This is a genomic window from Amycolatopsis sp. cmx-11-12, from assembly GCF_046269425.1.
Lineage (GTDB): Bacteria > Actinomycetota > Actinomycetes > Mycobacteriales > Pseudonocardiaceae > Amycolatopsis.
Genome location: NZ_JADNQM010000039.1, coordinates 56,245 through 75,550 on the forward strand (window position 1 = coordinate 56,245; position 19,306 = coordinate 75,550).

At 67.1% G+C, this 19,306-nt stretch carries 19 protein-coding genes; 9 read left to right on the plus strand and 10 right to left on the minus strand.

What is annotated here, in order from left to right; all coding sequences use genetic code 11:
• Window positions 1-9: 9 nt before the first annotated feature.
• Genes ACLARN_RS36395 through ACLARN_RS36420 form a run of 6 tightly spaced genes read right to left on the minus strand, consistent with a single transcriptional unit; the run spans window position 10 to window position 6,195 of the window.
• The gene (locus ACLARN_RS36395) at window positions 10-1,389 is read right to left on the minus strand and encodes an MFS transporter (protein ID WP_409496021.1); all 1,380 of its coding nucleotides are present in this window, start codon (window positions 1,387-1,389) and stop codon (window positions 10-12) included.
• Complete coding sequence (locus ACLARN_RS36400) at window positions 1,386-1,532, minus strand: hypothetical protein (RefSeq protein ID WP_181770455.1); 147 nt, start codon at window positions 1,530-1,532, stop codon at window positions 1,386-1,388. The genes ACLARN_RS36395 and ACLARN_RS36400 overlap by 4 nt, the downstream gene beginning before the upstream one ends.
• Window positions 1,529-2,224: a TfuA-like protein gene (locus ACLARN_RS36405; RefSeq protein WP_409496022.1), complete on the minus strand. Its 696-nt coding sequence runs from the start codon at window positions 2,222-2,224 to the stop codon at window positions 1,529-1,531. The genes ACLARN_RS36400 and ACLARN_RS36405 overlap by 4 nt, the downstream gene beginning before the upstream one ends.
• Before the next feature lie 10 nt (window positions 2,225-2,234).
• Window positions 2,235-3,587, minus strand: a complete 1,353-nt coding sequence (locus ACLARN_RS36410; RefSeq protein WP_409496023.1) for a YcaO-like family protein — start codon at window positions 3,585-3,587, stop codon at window positions 2,235-2,237.
• Window positions 3,584-4,564: a selenoneine biosynthesis selenosugar synthase SenB gene (gene senB, locus ACLARN_RS36415; protein ID WP_409496024.1), complete on the minus strand. Its 981-nt coding sequence runs from the start codon at window positions 4,562-4,564 to the stop codon at window positions 3,584-3,586. The genes ACLARN_RS36410 and senB overlap by 4 nt, the downstream gene beginning before the upstream one ends.
• Window positions 4,561-6,195 carry a hypothetical protein gene (locus tag ACLARN_RS36420; protein ID WP_409496025.1) on the minus strand — a complete coding sequence of 545 codons (1,635 nt, stop codon included), beginning with the start codon at window positions 6,193-6,195 and terminating at the stop codon, window positions 4,561-4,563. Before ACLARN_RS36420 ends, senB begins: the two co-directional genes overlap by 4 nt.
• 195 nt (window positions 6,196-6,390) lie before the next feature.
• On the opposite strand from ACLARN_RS36420, the gene ACLARN_RS36425 reads away from it, so the two are divergent.
• Window positions 6,391-6,795 carry a low molecular weight phosphatase family protein gene (locus ACLARN_RS36425; protein WP_409496026.1) on the plus strand — a complete coding sequence of 135 codons (405 nt, stop codon included), beginning with the start codon at window positions 6,391-6,393 and terminating at the stop codon, window positions 6,793-6,795.
• Window positions 6,796-6,859: 64 nt separating this feature from the next.
• On the opposite strand, the gene ACLARN_RS36430 is transcribed toward ACLARN_RS36425, so the two are convergent.
• Window positions 6,860-7,597, minus strand: coding sequence for a methyltransferase domain-containing protein (locus ACLARN_RS36430; protein WP_409496027.1), 738 nt, complete (start codon window positions 7,595-7,597; stop codon window positions 6,860-6,862).
• Between the two features lie 229 nt (window positions 7,598-7,826).
• On the opposite strand from ACLARN_RS36430, the gene ACLARN_RS36435 reads away from it, so the two are divergent.
• Genes ACLARN_RS36435 through ACLARN_RS36445 form a run of 3 tightly spaced genes read left to right on the plus strand, consistent with a single transcriptional unit; the run spans window position 7,827 to window position 10,084 of the window.
• Window positions 7,827-8,837: an ATP-binding cassette domain-containing protein gene (locus ACLARN_RS36435; protein ID WP_409496028.1), complete on the plus strand. Its 1,011-nt coding sequence runs from the start codon at window positions 7,827-7,829 to the stop codon at window positions 8,835-8,837.
• Window positions 8,834-9,685, plus strand: a complete 852-nt coding sequence (locus tag ACLARN_RS36440) for an ABC transporter permease (RefSeq protein ID WP_409496029.1) — start codon at window positions 8,834-8,836, stop codon at window positions 9,683-9,685. The genes ACLARN_RS36435 and ACLARN_RS36440 overlap by 4 nt, the downstream gene beginning before the upstream one ends.
• 12 nt (window positions 9,686-9,697) lie before the next feature.
• Window positions 9,698-10,084, plus strand: a complete 387-nt coding sequence (locus tag ACLARN_RS36445) for a YciI family protein (RefSeq protein WP_409496030.1) — start codon at window positions 9,698-9,700, stop codon at window positions 10,082-10,084.
• A gap of 58 nt (window positions 10,085-10,142) precedes the next feature.
• Here the strand turns inward: ACLARN_RS36445 and ACLARN_RS36450 are convergent, their stop codons facing one another.
• The gene (locus ACLARN_RS36450) at window positions 10,143-10,430 is read right to left on the minus strand and encodes a DUF1905 domain-containing protein (protein WP_076159141.1); all 288 of its coding nucleotides are present in this window, start codon (window positions 10,428-10,430) and stop codon (window positions 10,143-10,145) included.
• A gap of 42 nt (window positions 10,431-10,472) precedes the next feature.
• Complete coding sequence (locus tag ACLARN_RS36455) at window positions 10,473-12,014, minus strand: GMC family oxidoreductase (RefSeq protein WP_409496031.1); 1,542 nt, start codon at window positions 12,012-12,014, stop codon at window positions 10,473-10,475.
• A gap of 153 nt (window positions 12,015-12,167) precedes the next feature.
• On the opposite strand from ACLARN_RS36455, the gene ACLARN_RS36460 reads away from it, so the two are divergent.
• The 3 genes from ACLARN_RS36460 to ACLARN_RS36470 are packed head-to-tail and all read left to right on the plus strand — an operon-like array spanning window position 12,168 to window position 15,557.
• Complete coding sequence (locus tag ACLARN_RS36460; protein ID WP_409496032.1) at window positions 12,168-13,523, plus strand: aspartate aminotransferase family protein; 1,356 nt, start codon at window positions 12,168-12,170, stop codon at window positions 13,521-13,523.
• The gene (locus ACLARN_RS36465) at window positions 13,520-14,737 is read left to right on the plus strand and encodes an epoxide hydrolase family protein (protein ID WP_409496033.1); all 1,218 of its coding nucleotides are present in this window, start codon (window positions 13,520-13,522) and stop codon (window positions 14,735-14,737) included. The genes ACLARN_RS36460 and ACLARN_RS36465 overlap by 4 nt, the downstream gene beginning before the upstream one ends.
• Window positions 14,730-15,557 carry an alpha/beta fold hydrolase gene (locus ACLARN_RS36470; protein WP_409496034.1) on the plus strand — a complete coding sequence of 276 codons (828 nt, stop codon included), beginning with the start codon at window positions 14,730-14,732 and terminating at the stop codon, window positions 15,555-15,557. The genes ACLARN_RS36465 and ACLARN_RS36470 overlap by 8 nt, the downstream gene beginning before the upstream one ends.
• Window positions 15,558-15,740: 183 nt before the next feature.
• Here the strand turns inward: ACLARN_RS36470 and ACLARN_RS36475 are convergent, their stop codons facing one another.
• The gene (locus ACLARN_RS36475) at window positions 15,741-16,136 is read right to left on the minus strand and encodes an SgcJ/EcaC family oxidoreductase (protein ID WP_409496035.1); all 396 of its coding nucleotides are present in this window, start codon (window positions 16,134-16,136) and stop codon (window positions 15,741-15,743) included.
• 216 nt (window positions 16,137-16,352) lie between these two features.
• On the opposite strand from ACLARN_RS36475, the gene ACLARN_RS36480 reads away from it, so the two are divergent.
• Together ACLARN_RS36480 and ACLARN_RS36485 are read left to right on the plus strand one after the other, a co-directional pair.
• Window positions 16,353-17,756, plus strand: a complete 1,404-nt coding sequence (locus tag ACLARN_RS36480; RefSeq protein WP_409496036.1) for an FAD-dependent oxidoreductase — start codon at window positions 16,353-16,355, stop codon at window positions 17,754-17,756.
• 31 nt (window positions 17,757-17,787) lie between these two features.
• Window positions 17,788-19,254: an MFS transporter gene (locus ACLARN_RS36485; RefSeq protein WP_409496037.1), complete on the plus strand. Its 1,467-nt coding sequence runs from the start codon at window positions 17,788-17,790 to the stop codon at window positions 19,252-19,254.
• Window positions 19,255-19,306: the final 52 nt, after the last annotated feature.

A 19,306-nucleotide genomic window follows, 5' to 3' on the forward strand; every position in this document is an offset into this window, starting at 1 on the left:
GAGTTCCTCCTATATGCGGGTCCTCAGCGCCAAAAGGCACGCCGGGAGCGCGACGAGAGTCACGAAGGCGAAGACCGCCCCGTAGACGAGGGCGCCGGGATAACCGACTGTGGTACCGATGTTGAAGAGCGCGCCCGCCGCGCCGATCATCACGACGCTGCCGAGCCCTTGGGAGACCTGCATGGCGGCCGAGTAACGGCCCTGGTCCTCGGGCGGGCAATGGTCGAAAGCGAGCACCGTGAGACTCGGCAGCACCAGCCCCATGCCGAAGCCGGCGACGATCAGCGCGGCGCTCGCGGTCATCGGCGGCGCGATGCCGAGCACGCCGAACACCGCGATCACGCTGGATCCGGCGATCACCACGGAACCGAGCAGCACCAGCTTGTGCCGGGGCACCTCGGCCCAGGGATGACCCTGGAGCCACGCCGCGCCCGCCCACAGCAACGTCGCACCGGTGAAGGAGATACCGGCGGCGGTGACCGAGATCTGCCGCTGGTTGATGAGCATCAACGGGATGTAGGACTCGAGCGCGAAATAAATACCCGAAGCCAGGCCCCGCAACAGGATCGCGGCGGGAATGCCGCGGACCGCGCGCAGCGTCCCCTCGGGCAGCAGCCGCGGGACGCTGATCACCAGCGCGATCACGCCGACCCCGGCGAAGGCGAGATGCAGCGGGTCCAGGCCCGACGCGCCGAAGTGCAGGATCCCCGCCGCCACCGCGACGATGGCCGCGGCCCGCACGAGCCCGGGTGGCGTCGATCGCTCGCCGTCGGCCACCGGGCTGAGGCGTCGCAGGAACCCGAGCGGGATCAGCGCCGCGACCGAAACCAGGATCGCGAGTCCGAAGAACACCCACCGCCACGAAAACAGTTCCGTGACGGTTCCGGCGATCGCCGGGCCGATCATCGACGGCACGATCCAGCAGGTGCTCATCAGCGAGAGCGCCTTCGGCCGCAGCTTCGACGGGTACGACTGCGCGATGGTTACGTTGAGACCGACCACCACGACACTGCTCGCGAAACCCTGCACACAGCGTCCGGCGATCAGTTGCCACACCGTCGTCGCGGTCCCCGCCAGCAGCAGTCCGGCCAGGAACAGGCCCAGCCCGAGGATCAGCAGCAGCCGTGGCCCCCGTTTGTCGGCGATCTCGCCCGCGAGCACACTGCCGAACAGGCTCATCGTGACGAACCCGCCCAGCGCCAGCGCGTACACGGTGAGGCCGTCGAGTTGGCCGACCGCGACCGGGAGGGTGGTGACCAGCGCCAGCGCGGCGAACCCTTCGAGGAACATCACGCAGGCGAAGCCGATCGTGCTCGCCCGGTACTCCTTGTCGAAGATGCTCGCCTTCGCCGGGGTGACACCCTCTTCCGTCAGCGGCGCGGCGGTCATTCGATCGAGGTCATGATCGTCATGGTCAGGGACTCCAGGGTGCCCTGGACACCTTCGGCCGAGTTCCGCACGGCCTCCAGGAAGCGTTCGAGCTGTTCGGGGCTGAACCCCGCCAAGGGGGCGAGCGATGGGTCGATGTTCACAGCGCACCTCGGTCGTCGACGGATTTGATCTGCGGTTTGGCCGCCGGGTCGAGAAAGTCCCGCATGGCCGCGAGGAGCAGTAGAGCGTCCTCGCGTTTCGTGTCGGGGGCCCTGTCGGCGAAGAACGCGGCGATCCTGGCGTGTTCGTCCTCCGGGATCTCCCGGCGCAGCAACATGAGCACGGTCCGGTTGACACGCTGCGGGAAGTAGAGCTCCTTGGCGATTTCGAGGAACCGCTCCCCCGTCTCGGGGGCGAACGCGCCTTCCTCGATGCCGGCGGCGATGGCGAACCGCGTGTTGACCATCGGTTCCGACAACGCCGAGAGGTTCTCCTCGTCGTAGGTGACGGCGACCTCGTCGTCGGCGTCGATCCGCCCGGAGAAGTACTCCTCGTAGATCTTGCCGACGCCGACCATGCCGAACGGCGAACATTCCGCCGCCCGCAAGGCACCCATACTCGACGAGCCGAACATCGTGACGCCGCGGTCCATCGCTTCGAGCACCTCCTTCGGCGAGATGCACAGGCTCTGCAGGAACCGGCCGTCCACGATGCCGATGGCCTCCGGTGGAACCGGGCGGGCCAGCAGTTCGGCGAGGTCACCCCGTTTGACCGGCGGCAGGAACTCGACGTCGAGTTCGGCCGACGCCGACTCCAGGTCGATGCTCGGGCCGATGAAAACCACTGCGCGCATGTCGGATCTCCTAGGCAGGCTTGGAAAGTTCGGCGGCGCGCTTGCGGGCCGACAGTTCGGCCAGCGCGTTGTTCCAGACCGTCGCCCCGCGCGGGCCGATCTTGCAGTGGTCGACGGCCCACGATTCGAGCCGCGGCACGATCACCCGCACGACACTGACCGGGATCCCCGGCGGCGAGAGGTCGACTGCGAGCGCGCGTTCGATGCCCGCGGCACGGATCCGGTCCAGGATCAGCTTGATGTCGGTCATCACGTCATCGGTGGTCCACGACGGGATCTCGTCGAACGCGACCTGTTTGCGCATCGGCTGCCAGGCCCACGCGCCCTTGTCGATGGTCGCCGACCGCTGGACGTGGTTCTGGTATTTGGACACGTTCTCGGTCGGGAGCCGGATGTCCTCGCGCATCGCCTGGATGTCGACAGCTCGGCCCTGCGCGCATTCGGTGATGGCGCGGATGAGCGCGACGTTCGCGTCGGGATGCGTGCCGAACCCGCCGTGTCCCTGCGACGTCGTCGGGCCGAGGTCCTCCGAGGTGGCGGCGAGGAAGCTCGGGATCTCCAGGTCCGAGGTGATGTGCACGATCCGCATCTTCAGCCCGGCGTCGTGGAATTTGTCCACAAGGGACTTCGCGAGCGGCGGCAGCGTTTCGAGGTCCACGTGCGGGTGCAGCTCACGCAGGTACGACGTGACGTGCTCGGGCTGCGGTTCGACGAAGATGCCCTTTTCCAGCACCTGCGCGAGCTGGCTGCTCACGAGTTCGGCGTTGGTCATCGAGTCGCGCTCGATGAGTTCGGTGAGCGCGTGGCAGATGGCCTCTTCGAGGCTGTTGCCTGACGCCAGTCCGTTGGTGGAAAGTACCTTGTAGCAAGGAGGTTCGTGGAACTTCAGCCCATAGACGGCGGATGCCTGCGGGATGAGGATCGACTCCTCGTTGATCAGGTCGTACGCCTCGACCCACGAGATCGGCAGATCGTCGCGGTAGTGCATGGAAAGCTCCGCGTTGTTCTCGCGCGGGTCCAGCACGATGCGGCCCTCGGCGACCAGTTCCTCGTAGGACGCGATGACCTGCGGCCGCACCGGCAGCGCCGCGGAGAACCGCTCGATCGCCTCCATCGCCGCGGACGTCTTGGCGTCGATGTTCCGCAGGCCTTTGCCGTTGTAGACCGAGATGATGTCGTTGGAGCGTGGCGCGATGGCGTTGTAGACCGGGATGCCGACCCGGTCGAGCCAGGTGATCTCCGCGACCCGGGTGACCCCGGCGCGCCGCAGGTGCGGCTCGATCCGCGCGTAGGTCTGCTCGGCGGTGAACTCCCGGTGCACCCCACCGCCGCCGACCTTCGGAACGCTCTTCCTGAGTTTCATCGCACTCCCTCGTATCGGGCCGTCGCGGGTACCGCTTCGACGAGCAGTCGTTCCCAGGCCTCGGTTTCGCGCTCCGGATCGACCGAAGCGCGGCGGGTGGCGCACTGCCACCGCAATCGCGTGTAAAGCCCGTCGCGGTCGTGCTCGGCGGCGTCGAGCACGGCGGCGAGCGCGTCGGTGTCGCCGACGGGGAAGTAGCCCGCGTAGTCCTCACCGAGCAGCCCGACCGAACCGGGGATGCGGGTGGAGACGATCGGGACCCCGGCGGCGAGTGCTTCGGTGACGACGTTCGCGCCGCCCTCGTGCAGCGAAGTGAGCACCAGCAGGCGACTGCGGGCGAGCACGGCGAGCGCTTCCGGCCTCGGCAACGGGCCGAGCCAGGAATAGCGCGGATTGTCCGTGGACTCGGCGCGCAGCCGGTCGCCGATGTCGTCCTCGCGCACGCCGCCGACGTGGGTCACGGTGATCCGTGACGACGACGGCAGTTTCCGCACCGCCTCGCTGAGCCGCAACGGATCCTTGACCGGCCGGGCGTGCGCGAGGAAGGCGATCTCGAAGCGGTCCTCCGACGGGGTCTCCCCCGAAATCGGCGGCATCGACTGGGTGATCACCCTGGTACGGCTCCGCAAGGCGAGCGGAACTTGCCGGACTCCTTGCGGCTGAAGGACGACGATCCGCGCGGCGCGTTCGAGCAACGTCAGGTCGACGCCCCCGGTGACCAGATCCGGGTAGAGGTCCGTGCCGGTCAGCGCGATCACGATCGGCGCGTCCGGGCGTTCGGCGGCGAAGGCGCGGATCGCGGCCTCGCTTTTGCGTGCGTGCAACGCGACGAGCAGGTCGTACTGCCCGCCGTCGTAGTCCTGGACGACCTTGACGTCGTGCCCGAGGTCCCGCAGCAGATGGGCCCAGCGGCGCGCGGTGACGCCGTTGCCGTAGTCGCTGGCTTCGGGAACGGGACCGGCGACGAGAATCCTCATCGGATCCATTCCCTGTCGTAGGCCAGCCATTTGCCGAAAGCGCGGACGGCTTCGTCGGCCGGGATCGTGGCCGTCCAGCCGAGTTCCGCCGCGGCGAGACCCAGCTTCATGACCGGCGTCTCCGACGGCGAGGTGACCGTCTCGGTCGGCACGGCACGCACCGAAGCGCAGACGACCTTCGCCAGTTCGCTCCCGGTGAGCGTGGCCGTCGCGATGTCGTACACCGGGGAAACCGGACCGCCGGTCAGCACCGCGTCGATCGCGCTCGCCATGTCGCGTACGTCGGTGAACTGGTGGACGCGATCGGGATCGACCGGCAGGGGCTTGCGCGTCCACGCCAGCTGGATCCAGTGCGCCACCAGGGAGTTCGCCTGAGTGTGCGGGCCGATCGGTGTCGCGAACCGCAGGACGTGCTCGCGTACTCCGGTGTCGACGATGGCGCAAAAGACCTCGCCTGGATCCGTTTCGTCGCCGAGGTGAACGAGCCGCGTCGAAGCGGAAGCGTCTTCGCCGCCGACGATTTCGTGGCCGAGTTCGGCCAGTAGCCCGGACAGGTGTTCGGTGAGGAGGCCGCCCGGGCCGGTGATCGCGAGTGCGAGTCCGCTTCCCGCACGCGGACGGCGTGGACGGTCGGCCCACGCGCGTCCCGTGGCGAAGCCCTTGATCGCGACTTCGTTGTGCGAAGCCGTGATCGCCTCGATCTCGGCGGCGGTGAGCTGGTCGCAGAGACCGCCGGGGCCGATGCTCGCGAGTGCGAGATCCACCGCCTCGCTCCTGACCGCGTCCACAGAGGACAGTCCCATGGCGAACGCCGTCAGCCAGGTCTGCCATGCCCCTTCGGAACGATCATCGCCGCGTTCGAATTCGGCCCTGCACTCCTGCGGCGAAATCCCCGATCGCCGCAGGAGTCGTTCTGTTCCGAGGTATTCCCAGTACCCGTCCCCGCGCACCACGCATTCGGACGTCACATGCTTGTGAAAGGGAATCACCTCGTGCTCGGCGATTTCGCCGCCGACGTGCGACGGCGCGGCACCCGAGAAGCACGACGAACGCCGGAGACCGTGGGCATCATTGCCCGCGACACTGGGCAGGCCGGAATGTTCGACCGTGTTCGGCACGGCGATCCGTATCCGCATTCCGACGGATTGGAGATAACGGAACATGAGCACGTCGCACGGCCAGCCGTCCTGATGCGCGTCGGCGAAAAGCGCGTAACCGCGCGCGATCGCGGCGGGCAGCATCATCGCGACACAGGGCGCGTATTCGTTGACGGCGGTCGCCCAGTCCGCTCCCGCCGCCGCTGCCATCCGTACGGCCGCGCCGTTGCGGGAATTCCAGTTGGCGTAGAAGGCGATCGCCTCGTCCGGCAGTCGCTGGGCGGCCTTCCGCGCGTGCCCGAAGAACCCATCGGCGAGTTGGACGTCGTCCTGCAGCACGAGAAAGTGCGTGGCGTCTTCGGGAACGCTGCTCCAGGCCAGTTTCGCCGTGCGCAGCGCCGTCGGCGGCCCGTCCGGCTCGGGATCCAGCACCACGCGCAGCGCGCCCGCCGGGTCGAGGCCGGCGAGCTCTTCCGCCGCTTCCCTGCGTCTGGGATGCGCCATGACGGCGCCACTGAGCCGTATCTCGGTCATCGTTAACCCCCACCGTCTTTTACTGGCACCGGAAAAGTGTGACAGTGCCCGTAAACTATGCCCATCTTCCATGCTGCGAATGGGACCGAATGATGAGGTTCTCCTCGATTGCCACCCTTTTCCTCATACGGGATGGATGAGGTTTTCACGGGTAACCTTGTTACGAGGCCACAGAACCGACAGAATGGGCGGGCGATGACGGACATCCTCTTCGTATGCGTGCACAACGCGAGCCGGTCGCAGATGGCCGCCGCACTGCTGAAGCATCACGGATTCGGCCGGGTGACGGTGCGGTCCGCGGGCTGCAACCCGGCGGAACGGGTCAACCCGCTGGTGGCGGGCGCGCTCGCGGAATGGGCCGTCGACATCACAGGCGAGGTGCCGAGCCAAGTCACTTACGAGGACGTGGCGGCGGCTGACATCGTGATCACCATGGGCTGCAAGACCTACCCGGTCGCCGAGGGGACGCGGTACGTCGAGTGGATCGTCCCCGATCCGGAAACCGAAGGGATCACCGGCATCCGGCCGCTTCGGGACGACATGGACCGCCGGGTCCGGGAACTCCTGGCGTCCCTTGTGGACACTCCGGTGCACGTATAGCGCGTGAAGGCCCCCTTCCCTCGACTGAGCCGAGGGAAGGGGGCCTTCACGCGGAGACGGCAGGCTACTTACGGACACCCTGCACGATCAGGCGCTTGGCGCGCTTGTCATAGGGCGCGCCGTCGAAGCCACCGTAGGCCTCGATGTCGGTGAAGCCGGCGTCCTCGAACAGGCGGCGCAGTTCGGCGGCGCTGTAGATGTAGGACTGGATGTGCGCCGAGCGGGCGGTGTCGCCGTCGACCAGGGTCCAGTCGGTGCGCAGCTTCGTCCAGTCGTCGAGGACGCTGTGCCGCATGTACGCGATACCGTCGGGCTGCGGGAAAGCGTGTGTGCGGCCGATGTTCTTCGCGACGATCTCCTTGCCGTACACCTCCAGCAGCAGTTTGCCACCCGGCGCCAGGCTCGTGTGCGCGTTGCGCAGCACCTGAAGGTTCTTCTCGGCGTCGTCGAAGTAGCCGAACGACGTGTACATGTTCAACACGACGTCGAATCCGCCGGGACGGACGAATTCGAGCATGTCGCCCTGCACCAGCTCGGCCGGGACACCGGCATCGGCGGCGGCCTGCTTGGCACGGTCCAGGACGGGAGCGTTGAGGTCGACCCCGGTCACCTGGTAACCCTTACGGGCGAGCGGTACGACGAACCGGCCCGGCCCGCAGCACAGGTCGAGCACCCGCGAGCCCGCCGGGAAGGCCAGCAACGGCGATTCGCGCACGAGTTCGTCCGCCTCCACCGTCAGCCGCTGCGGCCACATCAGCTCGGAGAAGCCCGACCACAGGCCATCGTCGGAGTACCAGCTCATTTTCGTCCTCCCTAAGGCGCCATCAGGCAATGCTGAAGATTCTCGGCTGTCCCGCCCACGAGGCATCTCCTCGACTGCGCGCGGGAAAGGAGGCAGCACGAGAGGAGAAGATCTCGTGCTCTTGATCGGTGACCATGAACTCTTCATATCGCGGTCGTGGCCTGATCACTGTTCGTGGTGATCCGCCGTCGACACAATGCAAGGTAAACAGAACCAGAAGGGTTCAATCATGGCAAAGGTCCGCGACGGGGATCCCGCGATCGAAGCGTCCGGGTTGACGAAGATCTACGGTGACAAACGCGCGCTCGACGGTCTCGACCTCACCGTTCCCGCGGGAACGGTGTACGGCGTCCTCGGGCCCAACGGCGCGGGGAAGACGACCTCGGTGAAGGTGCTGGCGACGTTGCTGCGTCCCGACGGAGGACAGGCCAAGGTCTTCGGTCACGACGTGGTGCGCGAGTCGGACGCCGTCCGTGCCCGCGTGAGCCTGACGGGTCAGTACGCCTCGGTGGACGACGACCTGACCGGCACGGAGAACCTGATCCTGCTGTGCCGTCTGCTCGGCCACGGCAAGGCCGCCTCGAAGGCGCGCACCGAGCAGCTTCTCGACGCCTTCGGGCTGACCGAGGCCGCCGGTCGTCAGGTGAAGAACTACTCCGGCGGTATGCGGCGGCGGCTCGACATCGCGGCCAGCATCGTCAACACCCCGGATCTGCTCTTCCTGGACGAGCCGACCACGGGGCTCGACCCGCGTAGCCGCAACCAGGTCTGGGACATCGTGCGCGCGGTCGTCAAACGCGGCACCACGGTGCTGCTGACCACCCAGTACCTCGACGAGGCCGACCAGCTCGCCAGCCGCATCGCGGTCGTCGACCACGGCAAGGTCATCGCCGAGGGCACGCCGGGCCAGTTGAAGGCGTCGATCGGCGTCGGCGCGATCCACCTGCGACTGCGGCACGCCAACCAGCGGGTCGACGCGCAGGGCGTGCTCGCGCGGTTCCTGGAGCAGCCCACGCTTTCGGAGCACGACGAAGTCCTTGTCAGCGCCCGCATCCCTGGTGTGGACGGTGACGCCGGTATGGCCGAGTGGGCTTCCAAGGCCCTGCACGAACTTTCGCTGCGCGACATCGTCGTCGACGAATTCTCGCTCGGGCAGCCGAGCCTCGACGAAGTGTTCCTGGCGCTGACCGACCGGCCCGCGACGACGGAGAACGCCGCCAAGGAAGGGGCGAACCGATGACTTCCACCATCAAGCCGACCGAGGCTCCCGAAGAGACCAAGGCTGCCGACCCCACCGCGCTCGACGCGGTGCTCGCGTCGGTCGACCGGCCCAAGCGCCCGAGCGCGCTGTCCGCGTCGCTCACCTTCGGGTGGCGGGCCGCGCTGAAGATCAAGCACCTGCCCGAGCAGCTGTTCGACGTCACGGGCTTCCCGATCATCATGACCGTGATGTTCACGTACCTCTTCGGTGGCGCCATCGGCGGTTCGACCGAGGCGTACCTTGACTACCTGCTCCCCGGCATCCTCGCGATCACCGTCGTGATGATCACGATGTACACCGGGGTCGCGGTGAACAGCGACATCGCCAAGGGTGTCTTCGACCGGTTCCGGACCCTGCCGATCTGGCGCCCCGCCACGATCGTCGGCTACCTGCTCGGTGACTTCCTGCGCTACATCATCGGCTGCGTCGTCATCATCGGCGTCGGCCTGATCATGGGCTACAACCTCGGAAGTGTCGCCGGTACCGTCGGCGCCGTCGCGCTGCTGCTGGTGTTCTCGTTCTCGCTTTCCTGGATCTGGACGTTCCTCGGGCTTTCCATGCGGTCGGAGAAGACCGTGATGAGCGTGAGCATGGTGGCGCTGTTCCCGTTGACCTTCCTGTCCAACGTCTTCGTCCAGCCGTCCACGATGCCCGGCTGGCTCGAAGCCGCGGTCAGCTGGAACCCGATCACGCACCTGGTCACCGCGATGCGCGGCCTGATGAGCGGTAACCCGGACGTCGGCGAGATCATCTGGGTGCTCGTCGCGAGTGTCGTGCTGATCGCCGGATTCGGTTCTGCCACGATGGCCGCCTACAAGCGGAAGTAAGAAGGGGAAACAATGAAGTACATGGTCCTGCTCTACTCGCACCCCGAGCCGTGGGGACACCCGGTGGAGGAATTCACCCCGGAGTTCGCCGGTCTTTCCGCGGACGAGCGCAAGAAGCACTTCGAAGCATTCGAGGCACTGCTCGGCCGTTTGCACGAAAACGGTGAACTGGTCGGCGGAGAAGCGCTCGGCGACCCCGCCAAAGCGAGCCTTTACGAGGTCGGATCGGACGGCTCGAAGAAGAAGAGCGACGGCCCGTATTCCCCGACGAAGGACCACCTCGCCGGCTTCTTCCTGATCGAGGCCAAGGACCAGGCCCGTGCCGACGAGATCGCCGAGGAGTTCGCCGCTCCCGGTCAGAGCGTCGAGCTGCGGCCGATCTGGACCGGCGGCGAATAGCCGACGAACGAAAGGGCCGGACCGAGTCACTCGGTCCGGCCCCTTTTTCGCGGTACTGTCAGGAAATCCGTTTGGTCAGGTGCACGGTGACCTTGTCGCCGATCTCCTTCTGGATGACCTTCCGGAACGGCTTGCGCAGCGGCATCATGTGCACGCCGCCGCCGATCGGCAGCATGCTCGCCTCGTAGTCGTGGCCGTCCACGGTGCCGCTGACCTTGACGGCCTTGCCGGTGCCGAAGAACTCCGCGGAGTCCGGCATGTTCACACACGGCCAGCCACTGTTGCTGTCTGGAATGACTTCGGCCGTGAAGGTCACGTCGATCGCCTGCGGTGTGTTGTCAGCCATAATCTCAGATCTTCCTCGTCGTAGTTCTTGGGCCGTCGTAGTTCAGATGCTCGGGTGGAGAATCAACTCCGCAGCCTTTTCGGCGATGGCGATGACCGGGGCGTTGGTATTGCCCCGCACGATCGTCGGCATGACGGAAGCGTCCACGACACGAAGTGATTCTATTCCAAGAACCCGCAATTGCGCATCCACGACGCGGCCCATTCCACAGGTACCCACCGGATGGTGGCCGGTGAGCACGTTACGCCGGGTGAAATCCTCCAGATCCGCTTCGGTGTCGGAGGCGGGTGCCGCGATGGCGTCGAGCGTGTACGGCTTGAGCGCCACCTGCCGGGACAGGTGCAGGCTGATCCGCACGCCTTCGATCGCCATCGCCAGGTCGGCCGGATCGGCGAGGTAGTTCTGCACGATCTTCGGTTTGGCGGTGGGTTCGGGGCTGAACAGGGTCACGTTCCCGCGGGTGCGCGGTTTCGCCACGGAGGCTCCGAACGAAAGCGCGTGACGGGACGGCGGCGAGAGGAAGCCGTCGGAGACCATCAAGGGCATACAGATGAGCTGGAGATCCGGGGCGTCACCGGTGACCGTCACGAAGCCGCCGGTCTCCGGGCCGCCCGAAGTGAGGAACCCCGCCGCCTCGCGTTCGTACCGCTCGGCGTGCTCGGGCTCGCCGGCGGCGAGCAGGCTCACCGGCTGGTCGTGGCCGAAACTCAGCCAGACATGCGGATGGTCCTGGAGGTGCTGCCCGACGTCGGGCAGGTCGACGGCGACGTCGAGACCGAACGCGCGGAGGTGATCGGCCGGGCCGATCCCCGAGTGCATCAGGATCTTCGGCGAGTTGTAGGTACCGGCACTGATGATGACCTCGCGCTCGGCGCGGATCTCGATGATCTCGTCGAGCCGGTTGCCGACGATCCCGACCGCCCTGCCGTTTTCGACGAGCACGCGGTGCACTTCGAGGTCGGTCTCGACGGTGAGGTTCGGACGGTCCAGCACCGGACGCAGGAACTCCGACGAGGTACTCGCCCGGCGGCCATTCCGCTGTGTCACCTGAAATACGCCGAACCCGTCCTGGGTGACGCCGTTGAAGTCGGAGTTGTGGTGGTAGCCCGCCTCGATCGCGGCCTCGGTGAACGCGGCGGAACTGGGGTTCCCCGTCCGTCCGTCGCTGACCCGCAGGGGTCCGCCGACACCGTGGAACTCGTCCTCGCCGCGTTCGTTGTCCTCCGAGCGCCGGAAGAACGGCAGTATCCCGAAGAAATCCCAGCCAGGCTGGGCCCACTCGTCGAAGTCTGCGCGGTTGCCCCGGACATAGGCGCCGCCGTTCACCGAACTTCCGCCGCCGACGACTCGGGCCTGCGGCAGGTAGACCCGCCGCCCCCCGAGGTGCGGCTCCTGATGGGTGTCGAAATCCCAGTCGTACCGGGTCTTGAAGAACTTCCCCCCGGCGACGGGGACCTGGAAGTTCGGATGATCGTCGGACGACCCGGCTTCGATCAGCACGACGGACACGGACGGGTCCGCGCTCAACCGGTTAGCGAGGACGCAACCGGACGCACCGGCCCCAACCACGACGAAATCGACCATAACGGGAATTTAACAAGATCGACGGAGGCCCAGATTCTCCTCGGTTGCGGGAAGAACTCCTGAATCCTGCGGCAATCGTTGAGAAGACCACCGAGGCCGTCTCCCCTAGCGTGGGTGGTGTCTGATGCCGGAATCCGCGGAGGGAACGCCGAAATGACCAACGCTAGCCAGGCGCAGGGGCACGCGGAGTACGCGGCCACGCTTCAGGCTCTGGACCGGAAGCACCTCATCCATCCACACCAGAACCCGACGCGGACCGAACGCAACATCTTCGTCCGCGGCAAGGGATCCGTGGTGTGGGACGCCGCGGACGTCCCGTTCATCGACGGGATGGCGGGCGGCAACTGGGTGGTCGCCGTCGGCCACGGGCGCGCCGAACTCGCGGAAGCCGCGGCGGCACAGGCGGAGAAACTGGAGTATTTCTCGCTGTGGCGCGAATATTCGAACGAACCCGCGATCCGGCTCGGCGCCCGCCTCGCGGAACTCGCCCCGGCGGGCATGAACAAGATCCACTTCACCAGCGGTGGTTCGGACGGGACCGAGGCGGCGCTCAAGATCGCGCGCCGGTACCACTTCGAACGCGGTGACACCGAACGGACCTGGATCATCGGACGGCAGTTCGGTTACCACGGAACGACTCTCGCCGGCGGTTCCGTCAGCGGCATGGACGACATGCACTTCGGCGCCGGGCCGACGATGCCGCACGTCACCAAGGTGAGCCCGCCCATGCTGTCGCACCCGGAGATGTTCGGCGGACAGGACCCCACAGACTTTCTGTTGCGGGAACTGGAAACCGAGATCCTCCGGATCGGACCGGAGAAGATCGCCGCGATGATCGGCGAACCGGTGATGGGCGGTGGCGGTGTCATCGTGGCGCCGGAGGACTACTGGCCGCGGATCCGCACCCTGCTGACCAAGTACGGCATCCTGCTGATCGCCGACGAGGTCATCACCGGGTTCGGCCGCACGGGCGACTGGTTCGCTTCGGCGCATTACAGCCCGGACATCATCGTCACCGCCAAGGGCATCTCCAGCGGCTACGCGCCACTCGGTGCCGTCCTCATGCGCGACGACATCGGCGAGGTCATGGTCGGCAACCCCGAGAAGTTCTTCTTCCACGGGCTGACCTACTCGGGGCATCCGGTCGCGTGCGCGCTGGCGCTGGTGAACCTCGACATCATCGAGCGGGAGAACATCCTCGGCCAGGCCAAGAAGATCGAGAGCTGGTTCACCGAGGGTCTCGACGGCATCCGTGACCTCCCGAACGTCCACGACGTCCGCGTGCACGGCGCCATGGTCGGCATCGAACTGACCGCCGACCCGAACACCGGCGAACCGATGCCGTTCGACCGCATGGTCGCGATCATCGACGACCTGCGCGGCAAGCACCGCGTCCTGGCCCGTGACTACGGTCCCACGCTCGTCGTCGGTCCACCGCTCGTGCTCGAAGAAGAACAGGCGGCGGAGATCTCCGCCGCCATCACCGACGTACTGAGGACCCGGTCATGACACCGTTCAAAGTGGACATTCCGCAGGAAGCCATCGACGACCTGCGCAGACGGCTCGACGACACCCGTTGGCCCGCCGAGACTCCCGACGTCGGCTGGACCCGCGGCGTGCCGCAGTCCTATCTGAAGGAGCTCGTCGAGTACTGGCGCACCGAGTACGACTGGCGTGCCACCGAAGCGAAGATCAACCAGTTCCCGCAGTCGATCACGAACATCGACGGGGCGAACATCCACTACCTGCACGTCCGTTCGCCGGAACCGGACGCGACGCCGATGGTGATGACGACCGGCTGGCCGAGTTCGATCATCGAGTACCTGGACCTCATCGGGCCGCTGACCGACCCGCGGTCCCACGGCGGCGACCCGAAGGACGCCTACCACCTCGTCATCCCGACGTTGCCGGGCTTCGGTTTCTCCACTCCGCTGACCCAGCACGGCTGGACCGTCCCCAAGATGTCGGAGATCTGGGGCAAGCTGATGGCCGAGATCGGCTATGACCGCTACATCGTCCAGGGCGCGGACTGGGGTTCGTTCATCTCGATCATCCTGGCCGCGATGAAGCCGGAGAACGTGCTCGCCGCGCACGTCAACTTCCTGGTGACCCCGCCGGCCGACGCGAGCGATCTCGAAGGCCTGAGCGAAGAAGAACTCGAACTGCTCGACCCGTACATGTTCCCCGCGCCGGGGTACATGGTCGAGCACGCGACCCGGCCGCAGACGCTGAGCTACAGTCTCGCCGATTCGCCGGTCGGGCAACTCGCTTGGTACATCGAGAAGTTCCACGGCTGGTCGGGTGCCGTCGATTCGCCGGAGGAGGTCTTCAATCGCGATGACCTGCTCGCCAACGTGACGCTTTACTGGCTCACCGGTTCGGCGGGCAACGCGGCGCACTTCTACTGCGACAACGCCCAGTTCACCCGGACGTCGGCGACGCCACACCCCGAACTGGCCGTCGCGCACCCGAGGTTCGAGGAATACAAGACGTTCGTGGCTCCCCTGCCGCCGATCTCCACGCCGATCGGTGTGGCGGCGTACAAGTACGACATCATGGAGCCGATCCGCACCTACGCGGACCGGGCCTTCTCCGACATCGTGCAGTGGCGGCGGCTCGACCGGGGCGGCCACTTCCCCGGCCTGGAGGCACCCGACCTCTTCCTCGACGACCTCCGGAAGTTCAAGCAGGCCTTGCGAGCGAGGGGTTCGGACCGTGACTGACCAGGCCAACATCGAGAACCTCGACTACGGCAACCGCGACCTCCCGATCGAGACGGTGAAGTCCGCCGACGGGACCACCATCGCCTACGAGAAGTCGGGCACCGGGCCGCCGGTGATCATCATCGGCGGCGGCCTCAACGAGAAGGCGATGCACGCCGAACTCGCCGAGGGCCTGTCCGAGAACTTCACCGTGTACAACTACGACCGCCGTGCTCGCGGTGACAGCGACGACAAACGTGTCGGACCGTACACAGTGGACATCGAGATCGAAGACCTGGCCGCGGTGATCGAGGCCGCGGGCGGCACCGCCCACGCCTTCGCGAACTGCACCGGCTCGATGATCGCCGTACCGGCGGCCGCGCGGGGCGTCCCCATGCTCAAGCTGGCCATGTACGAACCCCCGTACAGCGGCCCGAAGGTCCCGCCCGGCTACACCGAACAGCTCATGGAGCTGCTCGAACAGGACAGGATCAAGGAGGCCGTCTCCCTGTTCCTGAAATGGGACGCGCTTTTCACCGAGGACGAGATCGCTTTCTTCTCGACGCATCCGATCTGGCCGGCGTTCGAGGCGATGGCGCATTCGATGCCGTACGACTCGATCCTGTCCGACGACGCGGACCGCGTCCCGGCCGAGGAACTGAGCGCGATCACCGTGCCCAGTCTGGTGCTCGGCGGGAACAAGAGTCCACAGTGGATGAAGGACATGTGCCAGGCCGTCGCCGACGGGATCCCGAGGGGTGAGTACGTCACCATGGACACCGCGGGCCACCTGATGGACGACACGCTGGGCGCCGAACTGCTGACGAAGTTCTTCCGCTGAGGTAAGCGGGCGGGGAGCCGGTGTCCCCAATGCCTCATTGGGGACACTGAGCGTCTCAAATGCGACATTGGGAACAGTAACTACGAGGCCACTCATGACCTCCGCCCGACTGTCGTGAAGGCCCCCTTCCTTACCTTGAGGGTAGGGAAGGAGGCCTTCACGGCATCGGCGGCGCCACTAGACTCAGTCGCGCGGCGTGTTCTGGTAGGCGGCAAGCTTCCATTCGCCGTCCCGCAGGACAGCGGTCCACGAAGCGCGCACCTTGGCGTTCTCGGCGACCTCGGTGTCACCGGCCTGGATCACGCCGCCCTCGGTGTACAGCACGACGACGCCGGGCGCGATCTCGCGGACGTCGAACGGGGTGCCGGTGACCTGGGAGCCCTGATAGGCCGTGGCGAACGCACCGCCCATGAACTTCGCGATGTTGTCGCGGCCTTTGACGTGGACGCCGGGCAGGATCATCGTGCCGTCCTCGACGAACACGTCGGCGAAGGCCTCCGCGTCGTGGCGGGCCCAGGCGGCGACGATCTGGCCAGGCAGGGCGGCCACTCCGGTGGCGGTGTCGGCGGTTGCGGTCATCGGTCTGTCTCCTGTCGTTCGTTTCCGTTGTGATCACTGGAGAAGCGGAGGTCCACATCGGAAACTACGCGTTCGCCGGGCGCCGGAATACCGCCTCGGACCAAGCTCGCAACCGCGGAGAAGCGCCTCGCAAAGCGAGGAGAAGAGGACACCTGGGGAGCGGCATAGCGTTTTTCGTGTCCGCCCACTCACCTGATCACCGAAAGGCATACGCCAATGGGAACGAAAATCGGCGATCACGCCGTCGTGCTCGGGGGCAGCATCGCCGGGATGCTCGCCGCCCGCGTGCTTTCCGACGCCTACCGCCAGGTGACCGTCATCGAACGCGACGACCTCACCGCGGCCGGGACGGATCTGCGCCCGGCGATCTCGTGGGCGATCCACATCCACGCCCTGCTCGAACGCGGACGGATCATCATCGAAGATCTGTTCCCCGGGTTCGTCGACGACATGATCGCGGCGGGTGTCCCGGTCGGCGACTACGGCTCGACCTGCCACTACTACTTCAACGGCGAGATGTTCGCCGTCACCGACACCGGGATGGCCTGTGTGGCCGCGAATCGCCCGGTGATCGAGCACTTCCTCCGCTCCCGCACGCTGCCCCGCCCCGGCGTCGTCCTGCGTGAGCGCACGGACATCGTCGGCCTGGTCGCGAACGAGGGCAACGAACGCATCACCGGTGTCCGCGTGCAGAGCCGGGACGGCGGTGGCGAGGAGGTCATCAGCGCGGACCTGATCGTCGACGCCTCCGGCCGCGGCTCGCGGTCCCCGCGCTGGCTCGAGGAGCTCGGCTACGAGAAGGCGCCGGAGGAGAAGGTCCAGATGGACCTGACCTACACGACGATGGACTTCGTCGGCCCGCTGCCGGTCGACCCGCTCGGCGAGGACATCGCGCTGGTCCCGACCGCGACCCCGGACTTCCCGCGCGGCGGCATCTTCGCGCGCCTCGCCGACCGGTACGCCCTCACCCTCACCGGTATCGCGGGCGACCGGGCTCCGACCGACCACGACGGTTTCCTGGCCTACGCCAAGACGTTGCCGGTCAAGGAGGTCTACAACGCCATCGAGAACGCGGAGCAGCGCGCGCCCGCCGGATCGTTCCGGTTCCCGGCCAGCGTCCGCCGCCACTACGAGAAGCTGAGCCGCTTCCCCGCCGGATACCTGATCCTCGGCGACGCCGCCTGCATCTTCAACCCCGTCTACGCCCAGGGCATGACGGTCGCCGCGATGGGCGCGAACGTACTGCGCAAGCATCTGGAGAAGGGCGTCGAGCCGGACTTCCGCGGCTACTTCCGCGACCTGGCCAAGGCGACCGACTCGCCGTGGATGATGTCCGCTTCCGCCGACCTCGGCTACGAGACGGTGCGCGGCAAGCGCACCCTCGCCACCAAGATCGGCAACGCCTACATGTCGAAGGTGATGGCGGCCGCCGCGAACGACCCGGTGGTGGCGCGCGGGTTCATGCGCACAATCTCGCTGATCGACCCGCCGCAGGCGCTGATGAAGCCGTCGATGATGCGCCGGGTCCTGCTCTCCGGCGGTGGCAAGAAGAACGCCACCGTCACCCCCCTTCCGACGCCCCGGACCGACACCGGCGACGCCGAGCGTTCCGCGGCTTGATCCGCTTTTCGCCCAAGAACAAGGAGTTCCGGTGAGTCATCTCCAAGCGGCGGGCGACGCCGTCAGATTCCGCTGGGCCGCGCTGGTCCTGTTGTGCGCGGCCAACTTCGCGGTCCTGCTGGATTCGCAGAGCGTCATCCTGGCGTTGCCTTCGCTGGCGCCCGACCTCGGGATGGCACCCGCCGACGCGCAATGGGTGCTGAGCGCGAAGCTCATCACCTTCGGCGGGCTGCTCATCCTCGGCGGCCGGGCGGCCGACCACTTCGGCAGGCGCCGGGTGTTCGTGCTCGGCACGGCGTTGTTCCTCGTCGGCTCGGTGCTCTGCGGGTTGGCGTGGAGCCCGGCGGTGATCATCGCCGCGCGGGCGCTCAGCGGGATCGCGGCGGCGCTGATGGTGCCGACGGCGTTGTCGATCCTCATGAACACCTTCCCCGAGGGCAAGAGCCGCAACACCGCGCTCGCCGGCTGGTCCGGGATCGGCGGGATCGGCGCGACGGCGGGTCTGCTCGTCGGCGGGCTGCTCACCCAGACCCTGGGCTGGCAGTGGGTGTTCTACGTCAACGTGCCGATCGCGGTACTCGTCATGCTGCTCGCGCCGGTGCTGTTGCAGGAGAGCCGTGACTCCGGCAAGCGCCGCAGCCAGGACGTCGCGGGCGCGGTGGTCAGCACGCTGGCACTCGTCGCGATCATCCTCGCCGTCGTCCAGGCGCCGGTGTGGGGCTGGACGAGCGCGCCGACGCTCATCCTGTTCGCGGTCGCCGCCGCGCTGCTCGCGCTGTTCGTGGCCGTGGAGAAGCGTTCGGCGTCGCCGCTCGTCCCGCTGGCGCTGATCCGGCGCCCGGCGCTCGCGGGCGGCAACCTCGTCACGGTGGCGATGGGCATGGCGGCGTTCGGCCTCTCGGTCACCATTTCGATGTACGGCCAGGTCGTCCTCGGCTACAGCCCGCTGGAATTCGGCGTGCTGCAATCAGTCATGCCGACACTGGCGTTCTTCGGTGCCTACGTCGGGCAGGCCGTGGTCACCAGGATGGGTGTCCGGCCGGTCGTCGCGGCCTGTCTCGTGCTGCTCGGCGCCGGCTGCCTGCTGCTCTCGCAGGTGCCGGTCAACGGCAGCTACGGGGCCGACATCCTGTGGGGCCTTGTCGTCTTCGGCCCGGGTCTCGGCGCGGGCATGGCGGCCGCTTCGGTGGCCGCGCTGTCCAAGGTGCCGCAGGCCGACAGCGGTGCGGCGTCGGGGATCAACGTCGCCTCGTTCCAGATCGGCGGCGCGCTCGGGGTCGCCGTGGTCACCTCGGTGTCCACGTCGTTCACCGCCGCGCCGGGCGGGCCCGCCGAGTTCACCACCGGGCTGCGGGCCGCGTTCATCGCGTGCGTGGTCTTCGCCGTCATCGGCCTCGGCGTGACCTTCACCTTGTTGAAGGGCAAGAAGAAGCGGCGCCTGCACAGCATCGACGGCCAGAACCGCGACGACCGCGACGACCTCCCGCTCGCGGGCTGACCCGGACCCCCGCGTGAAGGCCCCCTTCCCTCGGCTGAACCGAGGGAAGGGG